At 60.1% G+C, this 19,559-nt stretch carries 9 protein-coding genes; 1 reads left to right on the top strand and 8 read right to left on the bottom strand.

The features are described from left to right. Window positions 1-194 precede the first annotated feature (194 nt). The 7 genes from OOT43_RS10875 to OOT43_RS10845 all read right to left on the bottom strand — a co-directional run bounded on the left by OOT43_RS10875 (window position 195) and on the right by OOT43_RS10845 (window position 16,116). Entirely contained in the window at window positions 195-518 is a 324-nt protein-coding gene (locus OOT43_RS10875; protein WP_266020602.1) for an EthD family reductase, read from the bottom strand. 157 nt (window positions 519-675) lie between these two features. Further along, window positions 676-3,822: a Tc toxin subunit A-related protein gene (locus OOT43_RS20580; protein WP_394358053.1), complete on the bottom strand. Its 3,147-nt coding sequence runs from the start codon at window positions 3,820-3,822 to the stop codon at window positions 676-678. Window positions 3,823-5,777: 1,955 nt separating this feature from the next. After that, complete coding sequence (locus tag OOT43_RS10865) at window positions 5,778-12,914, bottom strand: SpvB/TcaC N-terminal domain-containing protein (RefSeq protein ID WP_266020600.1); 7,137 nt, start codon at window positions 12,912-12,914, stop codon at window positions 5,778-5,780. Between the two features lie 285 nt (window positions 12,915-13,199). After that, a complete protein-coding gene (locus OOT43_RS10860; protein ID WP_266020599.1) occupies window positions 13,200-13,940 on the bottom strand; it encodes a hypothetical protein in 741 nt (246 codons plus the stop codon). A 59-nt stretch (window positions 13,941-13,999) separates the two neighbouring features. After that, the gene (locus OOT43_RS10855; RefSeq protein ID WP_266020598.1) at window positions 14,000-14,509 is read right to left on the bottom strand and encodes a hypothetical protein; all 510 of its coding nucleotides are present in this window, start codon (window positions 14,507-14,509) and stop codon (window positions 14,000-14,002) included. A gap of 150 nt (window positions 14,510-14,659) precedes the next feature. Continuing rightward, entirely contained in the window at window positions 14,660-15,172 is a 513-nt protein-coding gene (locus OOT43_RS10850; RefSeq protein ID WP_266020597.1) for a hypothetical protein, read from the bottom strand. A 314-nt stretch (window positions 15,173-15,486) separates the two neighbouring features. Next, window positions 15,487-16,116, bottom strand: a complete 630-nt coding sequence (locus OOT43_RS10845) for a DUF3455 domain-containing protein (RefSeq protein ID WP_266020596.1) — start codon at window positions 16,114-16,116, stop codon at window positions 15,487-15,489. 396 nt (window positions 16,117-16,512) lie between these two features. Between OOT43_RS10845 and OOT43_RS10840 the strand changes: the two genes are divergently transcribed. Next, entirely contained in the window at window positions 16,513-17,532 is a 1,020-nt protein-coding gene (locus OOT43_RS10840; protein ID WP_266020595.1) for an AraC family transcriptional regulator, read from the top strand. Between the two features lie 351 nt (window positions 17,533-17,883). Here the strand turns inward: OOT43_RS10840 and OOT43_RS10835 are convergent, their stop codons facing one another. Further along, window positions 17,884-19,116, bottom strand: a complete 1,233-nt coding sequence (locus tag OOT43_RS10835; RefSeq protein WP_266020594.1) for a hypothetical protein — start codon at window positions 19,114-19,116, stop codon at window positions 17,884-17,886. Window positions 19,117-19,559 lie beyond the last annotated feature (443 nt).

The raw sequence follows: 19,559 nt of genomic DNA, 5'->3' as shown, positions 1-19,559 counted from the left end.
CCTTGTGGATTTCCGTTGGAAATCCACAAGGATCCTTGAGTTGCACATCGGTTTGTCAATTATTGTGTGGTTGAATGTGCCGCTCGGCTTGGTTGTTCCCATAACCGTTATCGTTAATCGAAGTTCGATGGCGTTTAGCCGGAGAGCGGCGCTCCCGGAGCGATGGGTTGGACCGGTATGCGCTCAATACGGTGCTATCGAGAAATGAGCACTTCGCTGAATTGTACGACGGGGTCGATGTCCGTGTAATTCTGCATATCGCCTCGGAGCTGAGCGGCATTTGGCATGAATGCAGCCATGAAGTCTTCCGCTGAATTAAAGAGGAAATGGCACATGGCGATATAAGCCGGCTCAGCTCCGGGAAATAAGCCGCCAAGGCCACGTTCGACCGATACCCCTATGAAGCCAGGATGGGCGCTCAGGAGTCTGATGGACATGGGCATGTGGACTTCCGTGTAGTACGAGACGTCGAAGCGAGAATCTTTGCTATTCGGGTAGAGAACGCTGAATTTTATCATTAGTGTCTCATGGGGTGGGATTGATGCCGGGATGTCGGCAGCTTGGATAGTTACTTAGAGTTAAGAAAGTAATGCCATATACGAGCCCCCTCACACCGCCCCTCTCCCAGAGGGAGAGGGGGTACCTGACATTAATTTCTTTATCATTCGTACGAGGCTACGCGGGCCACGCCGGGGTGACTCCATCGATCGTCAGCACCAGAACCAAATCCTGAATCAATCCCTCTCTCAAAGCCTTGCGCAGCGGTTCCGTGTCTTCCAGTTGCAGTCTCCATTCCCCGGCGGGATGGCGGCCGATTAGGGCTTGCCAGGGCGCGCCGCCGGGGCGGCGGGTGCCGACGATGCCGCCGCGGGTGACGACCTCGCCGCCGGTGACGGTATCGGCTCCCGCGATCGCGTGTTCCAGGGAGACGATATGCAACTCCTGCAAATAACTGTCGTCGCGGACGCAGAACAGGCTTATTTCCGCGGTACTCAGATTGTCGAGATGGACGGGAAACCGCTCTCGCCGGACGGTCATTTCGACGCGCATGCGCCGCTCGGCGTCGACCTGATCGGGGTTGTTGAGATCGTACCAGGCATCGGGGAACTGGTCGCGCAGGCTGAAGGTACAATCCACCGATGCAGATCTATCCAGCTCCCGGACCACTTTTTGCCGATAATCGTAACTGTGCAGTGCCGTGTACTCCAGGGTGAGCAAAACGTCGGCGATCGTACGGTAGTCGAACGGATTTGCCGGTTTGGGCAGCTCCAGGCGCCAGACCGTATCCAGGCCCATGCCTTCGAATGGCAGCAGCATGCCGTTTTCCTGCTCGAGCTCGAACAGGCCGGTGGCGTTGAGCGGCGAGGTAAAAGCGATGGTTTCCGGCGGGTGGCTTAAAGTGACCGTCTTGAAATCGTCGCCGGCCACCACGGTACGGGACAGCCCGGAGGCGGACAGGCTGGCCCGCACGCCGCGCGTCGGCGGCACCAGGGCGATCAGCGACACCTTGACCCGTTTGAGGAGGCGCAGGTAGTGACCGGGAAATTCGCGGTCGAACAGCGTTTCCGGCGTCGCAAAGGTCAATAGCCCGGTTTCGCGGAACCGGTGCAATTCCTGGGCGCCGATCTGGGCCAGGGAAAGGGTTTGGGTCAGGTGCAGCTTGCGTCTGTCGGTGTCGAAGGCGTACTGATCCAGCCGGAAAACGTCGGCCATCAGCTGGGCCGATCCGGTCAACCCCCGGCGGTCGGGTTGGGCGGTGGTGTTGATGTCCACCCTGTCAGTCCAGTAATCGGCGCGCACAATACCGGGCGCCGGTTCCTGGCGTTCGAACGCCAGTTGTGCCTCGGCCAATTGCGCCAGGGCCGTGGCTTGTTGCAGGAAGTAGGCGTACACGCCGCCCAGCACTCCACTCATCCAATCGAACAACTCGGCGCTGGTGAACTTATTGGACAGGAAGTCCAGCACCGCTTCCGCATGGCGCTGTTGCAGGCCGGCGAGCTGGCGTTCCTCGTTTGCGACTTGTTGTTGATTACGGGCATGCAGGATCTGTTGCCGGCTGATCTGCATATCTTTGCCGGCGAGATTCTGCTGCAGTCGCCATTCTTCCTTACGGCGCTCGAAGCTGGCCTGCAATTGCGTGAGTTGGGCGGTAGCCGAGGCCAGATCGGCCGCTTTGCCGGCCGTGTTTCCGAATTCAATCAGATTGGTCGGGGTATAGCTGAATAACAGGCTCGCAAGTCTGCCGGCTACCGCGGCCCTCATCGCGGCGAGCGTCGCCGTTTCCCATTTGTTCAAGCCATCGTTGATGAGTTCAGAGTAATTGGAGAATTGTGCCTCCGCCTTCTCCTTCTGTAATTCGGCTTCGCGCTCGAGGATACCTGCGTCGGCTACTTTCAGATCGGCAAGATTGATGGAAGTCCCGGCGACCTGAACGCCGTGCCTGGCTTCATTCAGTGTGTAGTTTTCGGAATCGCGCTTCTCCAGCACCGCCAGAAATGTCGCTTCCACCTGTTGCGCAACGCCCACCAGATTCTTGGCGCGCTCGAGCAAGAAGGCGTAGCGGTACTGGCTGGGAAGGAATGTGGCCGTTTGATCGGACGATGGCAGCGTGGCGCGCATGCCGGCAATGTTCAGACCGTGCTGGATCTTCGCCAGATTCGCTCGCGCATGCAGGAGTAAAGACGTCCAAACCGGGTTGGCCGGAAACGGAATTTCGTCCCCGGTCTCCGGCTCCAGTTCGGGGATGCCGAGCAAGTCGATGGCCGTCTCGTAGAGTGCGCGCGCCTTGGTCACCGACTCGGCGAAGTTTCTGGAAAACTCCATATCCGCGTAGGCGAGAAAGCAGCGCACGATGGACATCACCGTAAACCGCGTATACACATGCTTGCGGCCGACCAGCAACTGGCCCTCCAGCGAAGTAAGGGCGACGATGTGCGGATTGAGTTCCTCGGTCAGCCATACCGGAGTCCGGCTGTAGGACGTCGGAATCCCGGCTTCCATCGTCAGGCCGGGGTAGCGCTTGCGTTTGGCGATCGGCGAATCGAAGGCATAAACGGTTTGATACCAATCCAATGCCACGAGATATTCGCGCTCATCCTGCAGTCTCATCGCCAGTGCCATCGGTACCAGCCAGAAGATCTCGTGCAGGTACTGCGGAATCGCGGCGGGGTCGGTAGTCGCCGTAGGGGGATTGGAATAGTCCTTGAACAAGCTGGCGATCAATGCCCTGCGCTGTTCCGATTCCTCCTCCGACATTTGTTTATCGGTGAGGACAAAGTCCGCAGGCAGCTTGGCGCGCGCTTCGGCAACTTCGGTCCGCAGACTGGCCATGTAGTCCGCGGCGAAGGTTCTCGCCAATTCCGGTGTGAGTTTCGCCGCTTTGCGCAGTTTCGCGATCAGGCCTTCGGCGCCCATGAAGGCCGCGGTAGGTTTCAAGAAATGTCCGTCGTGGACATAGAGATTGGGAAACAACTGGTTTTCCGGATAGGCGAATACCTGGATTGCCGCCAGCCAGGTCCGGTAGCTGCCCATCCACGGCCATTCCGCATCGAAACTGGCTTCGTTCAGGCTCCAGACTCCGTCGCCCGCCGCTGCCAAGCGACCGGTACGCACCCCAAACAAGGCACCCTGCAGGGTTTCGATGGCCTGATCCACGCGAGTCGTCTGGGTGTTTGAATGAGCCCGGAAGTCGATCGACAACTCCCGGCTCAGCCGTTCGGCGGTCGCGTCCGCCGCTTCGGGCGGGGTTTGCCGTTGGCCGATCACATCGAGCAAGGCGTCGCGCAATTCCGGCAAGGTTTGAGCCTCGACCCCCGCCAGCACGGCCCGGTAACCGGTTTCCAAGGAGTCCCATTGCCTCGCTCTGGCCAGCAGGGTGTGGCGCCATTGCGACAAAGCGAGTCTGGAACCGCGCCAATCGGGAATTGGCGTTGCCGGTTCGCTGTCGCCGGCTGCAAAGATGCCGGGTTCGAGTATCAAGCTGGACTGGTGTTCCTCGGTGCGCCACTGCTGGAAGCGCCGACGCTTCTGAGCTTGCAGCGCGATATCAAACAAGTCTTGCCATTCGGACTCCAGCAACGTGCCGGTGGCCAGCAAAGCCCGGCTGCGTACCAGAAAGCGGAATGCCGCCGAATCCAAAGCGTATTGCCGCAACTCGGCGGAGAGATCCTCCCCTTGGGCATCTCGGCCGCCGAGGGCCTGCAAGTCGATAGTCCCGATGAATTGTCCGACCACTTGATCGAACCTCATCAGCGGTTCGGTTTGCTCGGCGCCTTCCCGGGCGATAGCCGTTCGCGTAGCGGCGATCCAGGCTTGGCGGTCAGTCCACAACGAATAGGCCGGATTGCTCGCGGTGTGCCGTCTTATTTGAGCCTGGTCGATGAGGTCCGGATCGATGATCGGTGCATAGCCGTCGGCCCCATCGCGACTGCGGGCATCGTCGGCGAGCCATCGTTCTTTCAGCGTGCTCGCTCTCCAGAGAGGCAACTGCGGCTCGACGGTCGGGGGCTCAAGGGCGTCGTCCGGCCGGGTCGGCAAGAATCCGAACAGTTCCTCCAACAGGGCGTCATTGACCGTCTCCGGTGTCAGGGTAATGCGGTCCAGCCGGTCCGGGCGGCTCGCTTCCAGTGAAAACCCGAGCCTTGCCGCCAGCGCCTGACGGTCTGGCTGGTTCGCCAGCCGGGCCAGCCGCAGTTCGTCATACGAAGTGCCGAGTTCGCGCAAGAGCGCTTGATACGCGCTGAAGCGAAAGCGCTCTTCGATTTCCACCGGGGGCGGTGGATTCAGCATTCGACGTAAGACTTCGATCGCGATCCTGGCTTGCCGGATCGGCTGTTTAGCCTGCTCGAAGGCCGGGGGGAGCGTGAGTTTGTCGTAAGGCTGAAAAAACCGACTCGCCAGTACCTGCGCGCTGGGTCCACGGCCGGTGCCGATCCTGATCTGGCGAGCGGCGAAGTCGATGAGCTCGCGCAGATAGGTCGTGTTGGCGAACACCTGGTCGACATCGGTGGGCTCGAACGGCGTTCTGATATCAATGGTATTAACGGACGTGGTCTTGAGCTGATGAGGCCCCCCGCCGGTGGCTTCGACCGTCAGCTGAAATGAACCGGCCTCCAACTCGACAGTCTTGCTCCAGACGCTCCAGTCGCCGTTTGGATTGTCCACGTCTGAAAAAGGCCCGTTGTCGATGCGGAAGCGCACCGCCGTCATACCCGAATAGTCGTTGCTCGCCGTGCCGGAAAACTTGAAGGGATAGGGCAGGGTCGCGGTCACGACGGGCGATGCAAACGCAACGGACAATCTGGGAGGTTTCTGCTTGGCGGACACGTTGACCGAGCCTTGAGCCTCCCACTCATAGTCGTAATGATCCGGGGGTTCGTTCTGGCCACCGCCCCGTTGTTCGTGAACGCTCAGCATGGCGTCGACGGTGAGGGTGAAAGGCTGTCCGCTTGCCAGGCCGGCGCCAACCGACCCGACGCATTCCCAGGTGTACGAACTGGTTATTCTCGCTTGAACCCGTGGCCCTCCCACGCCGAAGGTAACCCAGGCCCACTCGAGTCTCGGATCGTAAATACCGCTGTCGGTATCGTCTTGGGAGAAGACGAAATCGCCGCTTACGAAGAGGTTTTGCTCATCCACCTCGGCCCCGGCTGTCGGGGATAATATGCGTAACACTACAGTTGGCATTGGGTTCTCCGGTGTGATTTGTGAAAGCTGTTTGTATTGGTTGTCCACATTTCTCGTGATGCCGAGATAATTGACATTTTCTCACTCAAGTCCTATTGAGCTCTCGTGCCGCCATACATTGGAAATTGGACTGGAACGCCAATTTGTTCGATTCTTTGCTGTATCAAACCCCAGTCGTCCCCAACGTCATGCATCGCCGGAGGATTTGTTTCATACTGTTGTTTCGCCCAGTCGCCAGCCGCCTTCGCTTGCTCGCTTCCCCATCCCCGTAGCTGTCGCGGCATGGATGGGTCAGGATTCGTGACGTGGCGGGGTTTACATATCTGCCACGGATTGATGCCTTCGAATGGAACCCAGTCACCTTCTTGGGCCCCGTCAGGGCTTTGCGAGCCTCCGCCTGTTCTTCGATAATAAGCCTGAGGACCCCGGGGGGTATTTAGAATACGAATGACTCTCCCCTTGTAGATCCATGCTTCGTTAGTCGCGAAACTAAAAGGAGAGCTTGGTGGTCTGCCGCCTCTCGTTAGCATTCCAAATGCCAGGGGGAGGTAGTTGATGAGGTTTTGGGCAATGGATTTGGTCCATCCCGAGGAGTCTACGAAGTCCGCTGCATGCCCCACACCTTTTGTAGCCACGTGCATAACAAACGCAGCTTGGGCGGTCTTTGCAACGCCCATCGCTCCTACCGATTTGGCCAGTCCAAGCCCTCCCATGGCCACTCCATGTGCGTAGCCGGCTACTTGCCCGCCCTTATATTGAAGGCTGTCATAATCGATGGTGCTGTCTCTGCCGGCGGCGCTTCTGATTTTTTTTGTCAATCCAAACGATGCTGTATCGCCAAATCCGGCAATGGCGTCATCGGTCTTGAAAACTTCGTCATGAACTTCAACGATGGTATCGAGTCCACAATCGTCGTCAAAAGGATTGCAGAACTCCCAGTCATCGCCACAATGGCCACTCGGGTCTATCAGCCTGGTTGGATTGCCGCTGCAGTAAGCGAATAGATTTACCCCGCCTTTCCACCCAATCGGATCGGCGCTGATCCATTTTGCAAGCCAAGGCGCATAATATCTGGCGGCGTGGTAATTCAATCCGCTTTCTTCATCCCTTTCCTTGCCGGTGAACCGGTAACGCTTCCTGGAAAAACTGCCGAAACTGGTTTCGCCGTAAGCGGTGTATTCCTCGCGGTTCAGCCAGGTTCCGTCGCCAGCTATGACCACGTGGCTGCTGCCGAGGTGGTCGCCGAGGTGGTATTTGACCGGCGGGGTGGTATCGTCGGGGAAAGGGGGGCCGACTAGGACCGTTGCGATGCGCGACTTGTCGTCCATCACGTGCAGGGTGTTGTTTTCCTGCACGGTGGCTCCCTGTGCCGAGCGGTGGTATTCGAAGATTCCGCCGACGTAGACCGAGACGGTGTATTGGCCGCCTTGCTTGCGTACCAGTTTCTTCACCCGCATGCCGGTGGCGTCGTAGAGGTATTGCGCATGCACCGAAGGCTCCGTGGCTTCGGTCTGGGTGCGGAAAGCCTTCAGCCGGTCGCTGTGATCCCAGTCGTACTGCCGGGAGAGCGTTTCCCGGATCATATTGCCGTTGGCGTCGTAGGCGTAGCGATAGACGTTTTGGCCGATGGAAACGCTGTCCAGGCGATTGTTGCCGGCGACGGTCGCGAAATCCCGGTTCACTGCTCCGCCGGCCAGTTGATGCTGCAACTGCTGCAGGTTTCCCAGCGGGTCGTAGCGGTAGCGCTGGGTATAGGCGCGGGTGCGGGTCGGGTCGGTGCAGCGCGGCAGGTCCAGCCAGGGCGGCGATTCCGGCGGCTGGTCGCATTCGCGGCCGGTGGCGGACAACAGCCGGTAGATCGGGTCGTATTCGAACTGGCGGATCAGGGCGTCGCCCGAGCCGAGCCATTGCGCGATCGGGCCGCTGGCCAGGGCGGCGGCGGGATTGTTGCGAATGCCGCTGGCCGGGGTGCGGTCCTGGATTTCAAGGATGTTGCCCACCAGGTCGTAGCGATAGGCGAAGTCCTGCAGCGCCTCGCCGACCGGCTGGTAGCCTCCGGCCTCGGACTGGCCGTAGCGTTCCGAACGCAGCCGCAGCAGGCGGAAGCTGCGGTCGTCGTAGCCGTAGCGGGTCATGACGCCGTTGCCGTAGGCGATCAGTACTCGCTGGCCTTTGGCGCTGTAGGCGATCTCCCGCACATAGGTTTCCCCGTTCAGCTTCACCTGGGCCAGGCTGCCAGCCCGGTTGTACACCGGTTGCAGTTCCTGCCGCTGGCCCGTCACATCCTGCGGATAGCGCAGACTCTTGACGCGGTTCAGCGCATCGTATCGGGTACGGGTTTCGTAGGCCGTTCCGTCAAGCAGGGTCTCGGCGTGGGCTTCTAGCGTGATACCCGCCGGCGCTTGCCAGTCGACCCGGAACGCCGCGATGTCCCACCGGCGTTCGGCGGCGTCTCGATAGGCCGTCAGCAATGCCGTGTCGCCGATGACCTGGCGCGTCTGGCTGAGCGGATTGCCCTTGAAGTCATAGGCCGGCACGGTGATCCGTCCGGCCTCGTCGTAATGCTTGTACGGCTTTCCGAGCAGGTTCAGTTTCCGCGCGGCCTCCACCGTCAGTCCGGATTCCGGCCGGTCGCCGTAGATCAGGACCTCGCGCAGCGTCAGCGGCTGGTTCAGGCCGTCCCGAGCCCACCGCCGGTTGGGGCGGTTGCCGTCGTCGTAGGCGTGCAGGATCAGTGCGCCCTTGCTGTCGCGGTTTTCGATCGGATTGCCGATGGCATCCAGCACCGCGCGGCGCAAACCCGCGTCGATGCTGTCGGTGCGCCAGGGCCTGTTGGCCAGGTCGTAGCCGTAGCGGAACGCCACCCGCCCGAGCGCGTCGGTGATGCTGAGGAGGTTGCCGCGGATGTCGTAGGCGGAGCGGGTGACATACCAATCCTTGGGATCGGCGCCGTTGCGGACAGTGGCTTCGACCGTACGCCCCAGCGCGTCGATGGCGATGCTGGCCGGGGTGTTCCAGTGCGATTCATAGCCTTGCGCGGCCTCGGCGTGGGTGCGGCCGGCGTTGTCGTTGGCGTCGTAGGTATAGGCCTCCCACGGTGTCGGTTCGAAATCCTCGGGTTTGGCCAGATCGGCGGGAACGCCATAGATCACCCGCTGCTCCGAGCCGTCCGGATTCAGAGTGCGGACTACCTGGCCGCGCGGGTCGTAAGTCATCACGGCCTTCTGGCCGAACTCCGCCTCGCCCGGCGCGGCGTAATCCCAGCCCCGGCCGTAGAACGGCTCGTACTTTTCGACCACCCGGCCCTTGTTGTCGTAGATCTGCCAGCCGCTGACCCGCACGTTGGGGCGGGCGGCGTCGGTGTTGCGCACGCCGGAAAATGCTTCGCGGGTGGTCCGGTCGTCGGCCTGATCGGCGGGGAGGATGCCGCCGCCGAATACGGGATCGCCGAAGCGGATGTCCTCCGACTGCACGCGGGTCTGCAGCAGCCGGCCGAAGCCGTCGGAATATTCGACGGTTTCGATGGTCTCGTCCCGCTGCGGCAGCGGCACGTCGGTATCGCTGTCGTGATGCTGGTATTGCCTGGTGCGTACCGACACCGGCTGCCTGCGTTCGCTGAAGGCCAGCAGGTCGTAGCTCAGCTCCACGCCGGGCCGTTGGCGGTCGCCCTCGACGACATTGGCTTTGCCCTGCACCCGGACCGCGCGCAGCAGGCCGAGCGGCGTGTAGCGGAAATGGCGGCTGTTGAGATTGGCATCGGTGACGACTTCCGGCTGCAATACCCGATAATCGTATTTGGCTTCCGTTTTCAGGCCGAGCGGATCGATGACCCGCTCCGGCAGCAGTTCGTAACGGTCGTAGGCGATGACCGAGCGCCGCCCCAGCGGATCGTGCTGTTGCAAGACCAGGCCGCGGCCTTTGCCGTTGGCGGTACCGAGCTGAAAATCGTAAAGGTGGCTCGCGGTGATGGCGAAAAAGCCCTGCGCCGAGACGGCATTGGCGCCGCCCTTACGATAGACGTAACCCGCTTGCGCTGCCAGTTTGCGGAACTCGGCTGGATATTCGCCGGTCCAGGCCGGCGCACCGGGTTTCAGATACGGCGGAAGCTCCGGCGGATCGAGCACCGTCTCGCCGCTGCGATACAGTTCCCTGAGCAGCGCCTCGGGTAACACCAGGTTTTCCGTGCGCACCACGGCACCGTATGCGCCCAACTGGCCGAGCGGCAGGCCCTGAAAGGCCGCGCCGTCGTAAAAATTCAGGGTCTGGCCGATCAATTGGCGTGCCGCGTTGCCTTTCCTGACCGTATCCCACAAGGCCAATACCGGGAGCTTGCCGTCGTTGAGGATTTCATAGCTGCTGGTTTTGGCGACCCGGTCGATCAGATAGCGCTGCGCGTCGTCGCGTTGCAGGTAACCGGTTTCGCCGTAGGTGGCGAGATACGGCTGCGCCGTTTGGGCGGCGACCCGGTAATCCCGGCCGCGCGGGACCGCCACGCTGAACTGCGACTGCAAACGGCCGTATTGGTCGTAATCGCCCATCAGGCTGAGCTGAGTCATAGGCTCCTGGCCGCGCTCCCATTGCGTGGTCCGTTGCGCCAGGGCGAAGCTGAAAAAGATCGGCTGCCGCTCGCCGTCGGCCGGCGGCACTTCTTCGCGCACCCCGTGCAGCGCTTCGGTGACGGTGTAGGGACGGTGTTGCAGGTCCGTGCCGTCCAGCGCGTACAGTTCGGTGCGCAGCACGCTGCCGCGCAGGGCCCGCAAGGCGTCGCGCTTGCGGCGGCGGGGCAGGGTATTGAGCGCCTCGGTCATCGCCTGCGGACGGCCCAGCGCCGGCGGGTCTTCGGGCCAGTATTCGGCACTGAAATCCAGTTCCGTCCAGTCGCCGAACTCGTCGCCGACCGGCCCCTGATGGAACCAGGTGCGGGTTTCCAAAGGCGGCGAGAAGCGGCTTGCAGCCACCGTCTCGAAGGCTTGCCCGCCGTGCAGGCCGCTGCCGTGGAAGTCGGCGAAGACCTCGCTGTCGCGCCGGTCGACTCGGCCGAAACCGCGGAATTCGCGCTCGGCCCCGTCCCAATAGCCGTGATGGTAGGCGTACTCGGTGGTCAGCTTGCCTTGCGAGATTTGATCGACGACCTCGACCTTGGCCACCACCTGCACCGGAAACGGCAGCGGGGTCTGCCAGCGGCTGGCCGGGCGCTGCTGGTCGCGTAGGTAAAAATGGACGGAAGAGGTGTACCCGACCCGGGTCAAGCTGCCCAGGTGGTTGTCCGTACGGGTCAGCAAATAAGGTTTGACGCCGCCGCAGAAATCCAGAAAGAACAGGTGCGGCCGGTTCGACCCGTCGGCGTCGGCGCTCCACAGCAGGCCGCGGTTGCCGGTGCCCAGCAGGTCGACCAGGCGCACCGCATCCATGTCGGAGACCGGCGGGGTGCCGGTGATCTCGACGGGATCGCTCCAGCCGTTGCCGCCCTGGTTGATCCACAGCAGTACCTTGCGGTCGTCCACGTAGACGAGGTCGGCCAGCCCGTCGCCGTCGACGTCGTCGATCAGGATGCGTCTTGGGTCGTAGCCGTAGGGAAACCGTGGGGCGTTGCGCATCGAAATCCGTTTTCCCCAGTTGCCGTAGCCCAGGCTGGGCCAGTAGTCGACATGCCCGTCATGCACCAGCGCGATGTCCTGCAGCCCGTCGCCGCTGAGGTCGCCCAGTTTCACGCGAGGATCGGAGAAGTTGACGTTGGGGAAAACCGCCAGTGCTTGGCGTTCCACGCTGCGGCTTTCATTCCAACCCTGTTGGGCGTCGTTGAAGAAGCATTCGAGCCGGCTGCCGGAGCGGATCGCGTCGGTGACGCCGTCGCCGGTCAGGTCGAGCAGTCTGACTTCCGGGTCTTCCAGGGCGAAGCTCGGCGCGGCCTGGTAAGGCTGAAAGGACTTGCGGTCCCACAGGCCGTTGAAGCGCAGCGGGAAATAGCCCGAGAGGCCGGGGCGGCTGACCATCAGATCGATGCGGCCATCGCCGTCGGCGTCGATCATCTGCACACCCGGATCGGCGAGCCGCAGGCCCCCCGGCGCCTCGGCCATCTCCCGCGGGCGGTCGAAGCGGCCTTCGCCCAGGTTGCGCCAATAGCGCACCGTGCCGTTCATTTCCAGGATGTCCGGCAGGCCGTTGCCGAACAGATCCGCCAGCTCGTATTCCGGCCGCGCCAGCGAGCCCCGCGGCAGGTCGGGGCCGGTGACGGCGATGAACTTTTGCGCGTCGGGGGTAAACGGGCTGTAGCCGAACTCCAGCGGCGGCAGGAATTCCGACTGCTCGCCGTCGTGCCCTTCCACTCGGACCTGGTGCAGCAGCGAGGCCTTGTTCAGCGGCAAGGCGATCGCCGGCTGTCGGTCCGCATAGTCCAGATGATAGGTGCGCGTCAGCCGCTCCTTGTCTGCCTGGGTGTACACCTCGATGCGAGTGCAGCGGCGCACGGTGCGGATCTCGAAGCCGGCGCGGTATTCGGAAAACGGGTCCGGGCGCTGTTCGTAAAGGAATTTCACCCGGACCAGGAACTGCGGATTGGCCGGGTCCCCGTAGTCCGCGTAGCGGATTTCGGACAAATACACCTGATCCCATCGATGCGGGCCGTCGGATTGCTCGGCATCGCGCTCGTACAGATAGTCGATGCGGTTGCCGAAGGGATCGACGGTGCGGCTGAGTTTCCAGGCGAAAACCCGGCCGTCGTGGTCGGGGGCGGTAATCGCCGCCGGATCGCGCCCGGCCTTGGCCGGGGAGCCGTAGAAACTGGTGAGGCCGTCCTTGCTGTCGACCTGCCAGTAGTCCTGCGCCGCGTCGCGGCGATGGGCGATGCGAGCGAACAGGCCCTCGGTGCGCGGGCGGTAACGGGTCAGGCCGGGCTGAATATCCACCGGCACCAGGTCCTCTGCGCCGGACAGCACAAAAGTGTCCTTGCGGTCGTCGTAACGCGGCAGGCCGTTGGAGGTCTTCCGCATCACGCCGGGGAGGCTCAAGCTCCAACCCAGGCCGAACGCTCCGTTACCGTTGCCGGTGCTGTAGACCAAGCTGAGCTGGGGCTGAAAGCCATTGCGCCCGGACGGCAGGGCGATCGGCACGCTGAAGTTGCCGGTGCCGGTGTGCAGGTCGGGAGCGAATTTCTCGCCGATGCCGTGTAAAGCCCCCCCGCCCTGCGGCAGACCGATGATCTGGCTGGATGTGCCTGACTTGTTGCTCATGCAAACTCAAACTCCGTGTTGCCCTTACCTTGCTACTAAGAATTAAAAAAGTAATGCCATATACCGGCCTTCCTCACCCCGGCCCTCTCCCAATACCGTTAAGTTAAGAAAAAACTCGTCGTTCCGGCAGGGAATGCCGGAACCCAGAAGCCATGGATGGCGAAAGCCCTTCACGTCCATGTGGCCTGGATACCGGCAATCCCTGCCGGTATGACGGCTTAACTTAACGGAATTGGGCCATCTCCCAGAGGGAGATGGATGTATATGCCATTACTTTCGTTATCATTAATAACTGCCTTCTTCTGCCGGAAGATCATGTCCATCTCTCGAAACATAAATGATGCTTCCGACGCTGCCATCCGGATTATGGGTAACCGTTTGGTTGATGCTTGCTTGCCAGCCAAGCTGTATGGGAAATTCTTGAGCAAAGCTGCTGAGCGCCGACATGTCTTCCACGGCGAGTTCTATCCGGCATAACGTGGCGTGACAGCTTGCATCTACCAGGGACGTACCTTTCGTGGTGCCCCCTTCGCGATCGTCAAGCACCTTCTCCACCGTGTATACGATCTGACTTGCCGCCTCCATGCTCCACTCGGGATCGTCTTTCTGTTGGGCGAACTCCCCATCCAATCGCTCTAATCGAGCTTGCTCCCGCTCTTCATCGGATTGTGCCGGCGCATTGCTGATTTCTTGATCCGTGGTGCCGGATGGCGCGGCCGTCGCCAGGGCGTGGGTAAGGCGCGCGATCTCATTCTGTTGTTTCTGTAGCGTCTGCTGCTGGATCTGAATCTGTTGCTGCAATTGCCGTAGTTGTTTTTCCAGGCGTGGCCAAGGCTGATTGTCGTCGGACTGTTCTAAATGGGTGTTACCCCAGGGGGGCGCCACGGTCTTATCCGTGCTCACCTGCGAGCCAGTCTCTGATACCGAACCTGCACGAAAACCCTGGGACGCCAGTTCCATCTCTGACCAGGAAATGATACCGGCCAGAGCGATGGCGCCACAGGTATAGGGAATGGCACGACTCATAGTCTGTTCCTTTTATCAAAAGAGCGCCGCTCTCAAAGAGTGGCGCTTGGCACAGAGTCCTAGTCTTTCTCGTTGACTCGGTACGACACAATGCGGCTGTAATTGAAGCCGCCGGAGCCCGCTGGTTGTGCTTTGGGGATCCAGCAGGTGATGTAATAGAAGCCACCGCTGACCGCGGATAGGCTGCCGAACTGCAGGGTCTGGGGGGCTGAGTTTGTGCCGGAGCTTGTACGTCTTGAGGATGCGACAGTAATGGTATCGGGTCTAGCGGAAAAAAGTTCGCACTCAACGTTTTCAACTGGTGAGTTATCTACTACGGTAATAGACGCGGAATTGATGCCCGTGTTCACACTGTCCCGAACGACTGGGCAAGTGATAAAATATCCACTGTTGGGATCGGTATTCGAACTGCCAACAAAAAATTTGGCAGCTTTTCCGATGTATGGTCGACACATTGTCCCTGGATATGTTTTAGCATCTTCGGCGGCCGCGGGTTGCGGCTCCAACAGCGCCATCGCAACCAGACTGCCTAACGTTCTAGTCACAATGTGCTTCACGTTTGTATTCATGAGTATTTCTCCCATCTTGGTAAAAAGTTTGTCGCGTGGGTTTTTTTGGCTTCAGCCGATAGCGCCGTGGAAGATGGTGTTAGGTTTAGACATCCATTATCGGGTGGTGCGATGGGTTGCCATTGGGGAGCGGCGTTCAGCGCGGTGTCCTCAATCATTCTCGTTGACCCGATACGAAAGAATGCGGCTGTAATTGAAACCGCCGGCGCCTGCTGGCTGCGCCTTTGGGATCCTGCAAGTGATCAAATAGAAACCGCCACTGACCGCGGATAGGGTGCCGAACTGCAAGGTCTGGGGAGCTGTGTTTATGCCGGAGGTCGTACGTCTTGAGGATGAGACAGCATTGCCATCGGCTCTAGCGGAAGAAAGGACGCACTCAACGTCCTCGACTGGCGAGTTATCTACTGCGGTAATGGACGCGGAATTGATGCCTTTGTTTACGCTGTCACGAACGACCGGGCAAGTAACAGAATGTCCGCTGTTGGGATCGATGTTCAAAGATCCATTAACAAAAAATTGAATGGCATCGCCGGCACCCGCCTGACACATGGCTCCATGATATATTTTTGCATCTTCGGCGACTGCGGTTTGCGGTACCAACAGTGCTATCGCAATCAGACTGCCGAACGTAGTAGTCACAACGTGCTTCGCTTTTGTATTCATGAGTATTTCTCCTGTATCGTAAGGGACAAACAATTAGTCGCAGCGCTGCTCGGGCTTCAGTGGAGAACCCTGTGCGCTTATCAATAAGCCTCTCCGTCGGTCCGGCATGGATTCACGGCAGGCCATCCTGCCTGCCGCCCTTCGGGTAAATGCAAATCCGCTCCCGGCGGATTTGTGCCGGAACCCAGGTTCCAGGGATAGAAAGGCCTGGAAACATCCATGTAGCCTGGATGCCGGCGATCCTTGCCGGCATGACGGAGCTTTGAACGAAAATATCGTTCGGTCATTCAGGGAAGTTATTTTCGGTCCTATCCTTAGTACCTGATTTCGGCGGGCTTGTAATAGAAGACGTAGTCGGCCTCGTAAGGCACCAGCGCTTTCTTGCCGACGTCGGACGACTCGCTGCAGCCGGTCGCTGGCTCCACGCCTCCCGAGGTGTTGATCCGCTGGATGTAGGTAGTCGGCGTCAGCTTGTTGCCGCCGGTTGGGCCGTCCTGGGATCCCATCCGCTTGAGCAGGAGCCAGGGAATCGCGCCCGGTGCAACGAAGGCGGGGTCGTCAGAAGGTCTGAGAATCTTGGCCCAGACGGTGCTCGAATCCCGCGAATGCTGCCAGGTAGCGCGAGGCTCGCCGTCCTCCTCCGGATTGGGGCTCAGAAAATGGGTGGCGACCTGCTGGTCATTGCGGCTGAACAAGGTGGCCTGAGGCCCGAAGAAGGTCCAGGCGAAACCGGATTCCGATGGGAGGCAAATGTAGTTCTGGGTGCCCAGTGCGTGAGCTTTCAGGAACGCCTTGTGGTCCGCCGACACCACGATTCCCGGAGGTACGGCTGGCGGTCTGACGAAATCGGCGAAAGCGGCCAGCGGAGCCGAGCCGGCGAGGGCGGCGACGCAGGCGATGGATCGGATGCGACGCCTGGTTTGCGTGGGGTTACCGTATTTCATGATGTTGTCCTTTGGGTTGGGAGTGTGCTTTGTCGAGTTCTTGGTATTTGCGATGGAGCCATCGCAGCCGATTTGCCGTTCCCGCTAGGGAAGCGAAACAGCAAACCGGAACCGGGGAAACGTTTCAGAACGGAGCCGCCGGCCTGCTAATGAGAGCATCGGATCAGCCGCCAAGTCTTGGACAGCAATACGTAGGCGGTTGGCCAGGAGTGCATAAGAACTGGAGCTTGCAGTGATAGCATCGCCCGTGGAACCGTGGTCGGCGCCGCACGATTGTGTCCTGGCGCGATATCGGGTCTGTCACGCCTGTAAATCGCCGGGGAGGGTGTTGGGTTGGAATTTTCGACAGTTCACCCGAATTGCATCTGCGGCTGCGGCGGGTAGCTCTGCAGAGGATTGGAAGAGGTCAGCGGTAAGAAGGTTAATGAGATGAATGGGACGGGCTTGGTTATTTCCAGCGACGAATTGCCTGAAAAGGATCGCTACCCAATGTGGCGCGAGATGATTTCATTAAAAATGATGGGCCTGGATTGCTCCCACGCAGATCCGCGACCGTTCTTTTACCGTGCGAAGTTCTTCAGCTTGGGGTGCGGGAAATTGGCTCGGGGTATGATGACGACAGGAAAATATCATAGGACCTCCAAATTGATTGCTGCGGATGGGCGTGACGATTTCGCATTCAATATCAACGTTGCCGGCCGCTGGGAACACGCCCAGTCCCAGAGGCGGGTCGTTCTGGACGGGCCCGGCGTCACATTGGTCAATATAGGCACCGCGTCGGAAGGGGTGGTCGCCTCATCGGTGCTGGGAGAATATGCCGAGTATGTCAGTTTGAGCATCCCTCGGCAGGTGCTGCTGAAAAGGTTTCCGCGGGCCGACCGTTTGCTGATGACTCCCATCGGCGACCCGGCAAGCCTGAGGCTGCTGAATACCTATCTCCGCTCCATCGAGCGCGACAACATCAGCGATGATCCCGATCTGAGCCGCCTCGTAGGCGAGCATGTCCTGGACATCCTGATATATATGCTGGGCCGGTGCCGAGACGTCGACGGGGAAGGGCTGGCCGGCGGAGTGCGTGCAGCGCGGCTGGCCGCATTGGGCCATTATCTTGAAAAGAACTACAGGTGTCAGAGCCTGTCGGTCGACGAGGTTGCCAGGGCGTTGAATATTTCAAGAAGATATTTCTTCGACCTGATGGATGAAACCGGCGAGAGTTTCACTGAAATGCTGAACCGTCTTCGGCTGGAACGGGCGAGGCGGCTGCTGGAAGATCCGAAATATCTGAACCTCGGCATAGCCGACATCGCCTTTGATTCAGGGTTCAGCGACATTTCCTATTTTTACCGGCAATTCCGTCGCCGCTTCGGCGAGGCTCCCGGTGCCTTTCGGGCGAAAAAATCCTTGTTGAGCGCTTGAAGTATAACGCGCATTCCCGTCGACCGAACTGCACGATCATCCAATCCATGGACTAACTCATGATTCCGATGACCCATCGCCTTTGTTAAAAAGACGGTCGGAATCACTGCCCAAGATGGAGTTTTCATAAACCCCGAAACGGCAGGATTCATCGGGGCGATTCACCTCTCCTCGCTCCGATGCATTACCAGGATTTATCGGACTGCGCGGGGAGAGAATGGGCTGGCAATCAGGACCTCGGTATTTCGGCGCTGCTTGCCAGCCTTTCAAGGTTTTGAACAAACCGGGGTGGACTCTATGGAGAAAACCGGTCGTCAGCCTTGTCCCTCCGGTGCTGTTCCCGGTTTGTGTTTAACGGCACCCGAGTTGGCGCGCCCTTGTCCTCAACGGGCCCAATCGACGGAGGATTCTTTTTCGCTCGTTGACATTCGTCTCGTTCTGCAGGTCGTTCTCCAATTCCTCGATTTCGAACAACAAGGCGGGACAGGGATCAACCGGGGGAGGTACAGGGGTCAACAGGAAGGCATGCCTTTGCCCCGTGGGATTGGTGCCTGTGCCGGTAATTTGGCCGCTGTCGTTGATGGCATTGGCACTTTCCAGCGTCCACCCGGGGTTGTTGGCGATCAGGCTATTGAGATCGGTCATACCGCTGCCTTGGGCTAAAAACGCGTGCTTGACGCCGTTCGCAGTGTACGAAAATCCGACGACTTGTCCCTGGGTGTTGATGCCCCAAGCTTCGCTCCAGTTCCCGCCGAGGGTGCCCAGATCGGTCATGGCCCCGCCCCAAATGGCGAAGGCATGTCTCGTCCCAGTGGCGGTCTCGGAATAGCCGACGACCTGCCCACCGGCGTTGATGGCATAACCCGCGCTGTAGCGCCCGCCTAGACTGCCGAGATCGATCATCGCCCCGTTCTGGAAGACAAAGGCATGCGAGTCCCCGCCGGCGGTGTCGGATTCCCCGGTGATTTGTCCGCTGGCGTTGATGCCGTAGCCGTGGCTGGAGGTTCCGCCGAGGGTGCCGAGGTCGAACATCGCCCCGTACTGGGCGACGAAGGCGTGGGCGTGTCCGTCGGCGGCGCCGGCGTCCCCGGTGACTTGGCCGTAGGCGTTGATGCCATAGGCGCGGCTGAAGACCCCGCCGAGGGTGCCGAGATCGTACATCGTCCCTCCCTCGATGACGACAGCGTGCGGATACCCTTCGCCGGTGTCGGCATCTCCGGCGACTACTCCGGCGTCGTTAATGCCCGAGCCATGGCTTTCGTGCCCGCCCAGGGTGCCGAGATCGATCATCGCCCCGTTCTGGGTGACAAAGGCATGCGCCTCCGGGCCGAAGGCCCCGCCGGCGGTGTAGAAAGTTCCGGTGACTTGTCCGCCGGCATTGATGCCCCAACCGGAGCTCAAGATCCCGCCGTTAACGACGCCGAGGTCCGTCACGGTATAGGTCACGGCATTCGCCGGGGCGGAATGGCCGCCTACCGATAGGAAGAGTGCGGCGGACAATGCCGTGAAAATGGGCGCTCTGCGCAATGGACTCAGGGATGGCCGCGGTAAATTTGAAGGAATGTCGAATTGGTTGGCGTTCATGTCTCGATCCTCTTAATTCATAGGTTCGGGTTAATTCCGAGATCGACGGACGTTTGTCATCTGGTCGCCTCGGAGTTCGGATGGATGGCTTGTAGGCCGCGGCCTCAGCGCAACGCTCTGTTCAAGGATGGGTCAATAATTGGATGGCTCATCTTCTGTGCACATCGGGGGTTGCTTGCTGGGGGGGACAGCACATGGACTGTGGTCTGGGTATTCGCAACGGACTGCATCTTGTGCGCCCGTCACGTTGGCCTTGTAATAGCACTGCCTGAAAGATGAGCCTGTTGAGCCGTCATAGAGCCTAGAGATGAATTCGTCAGATCGTATCGGACTTGGCCATTGACACCGCGCCCGATAAACATTCGTGCTGAATTTGTACCTTTTCCAATCACCATGAAGCTGGTCGAGGCAATTCTTTTTCTCGGCTTTTAGCTGTTTCTCTA

This window comes from Methylococcus mesophilus (assembly GCF_026247885.1).
Classification (GTDB): Bacteria; Pseudomonadota; Gammaproteobacteria; order Methylococcales; family Methylococcaceae; genus Methylococcus; species Methylococcus mesophilus.
Note: the sequence above shows the minus strand (reverse complement) of the source record. Positions and strands in the feature narration are given on the sequence as shown.

What these genes read in the sequence shown, in the direction of transcription:
- OOT43_RS10865 (WP_266020600.1), bottom strand. Translation starts at nt 12,914, where the DNA reads ATGAGCAACAAGTCAGGCACATCCAGCCAGATCATCGGTCTGCCGCAG.
- OOT43_RS10835 (WP_266020594.1), bottom strand. Translation starts at nt 19,116, where the DNA reads ATGAACGCCAACCAATTCGACATTCCTTCAAATTTACCGCGGCCATCC.
- OOT43_RS10850 (WP_266020597.1), bottom strand. Translation starts at nt 15,172, where the DNA reads ATGAATACAAAAGCGAAGCACGTTGTGACTACTACGTTCGGCAGTCTG.
- OOT43_RS10845 (WP_266020596.1), bottom strand. Translation starts at nt 16,116, where the DNA reads ATGAAATACGGTAACCCCACGCAAACCAGGCGTCGCATCCGATCCATC.
- OOT43_RS10860 (WP_266020599.1), bottom strand. Translation starts at nt 13,940, where the DNA reads ATGAGTCGTGCCATTCCCTATACCTGTGGCGCCATCGCTCTGGCCGGT.
- OOT43_RS10875 (WP_266020602.1), bottom strand. Translation starts at nt 518, where the DNA reads ATGATAAAATTCAGCGTTCTCTACCCGAATAGCAAAGATTCTCGCTTC.
- OOT43_RS10855 (WP_266020598.1), bottom strand. Translation starts at nt 14,509, where the DNA reads ATGAATACAAACGTGAAGCACATTGTGACTAGAACGTTAGGCAGTCTG.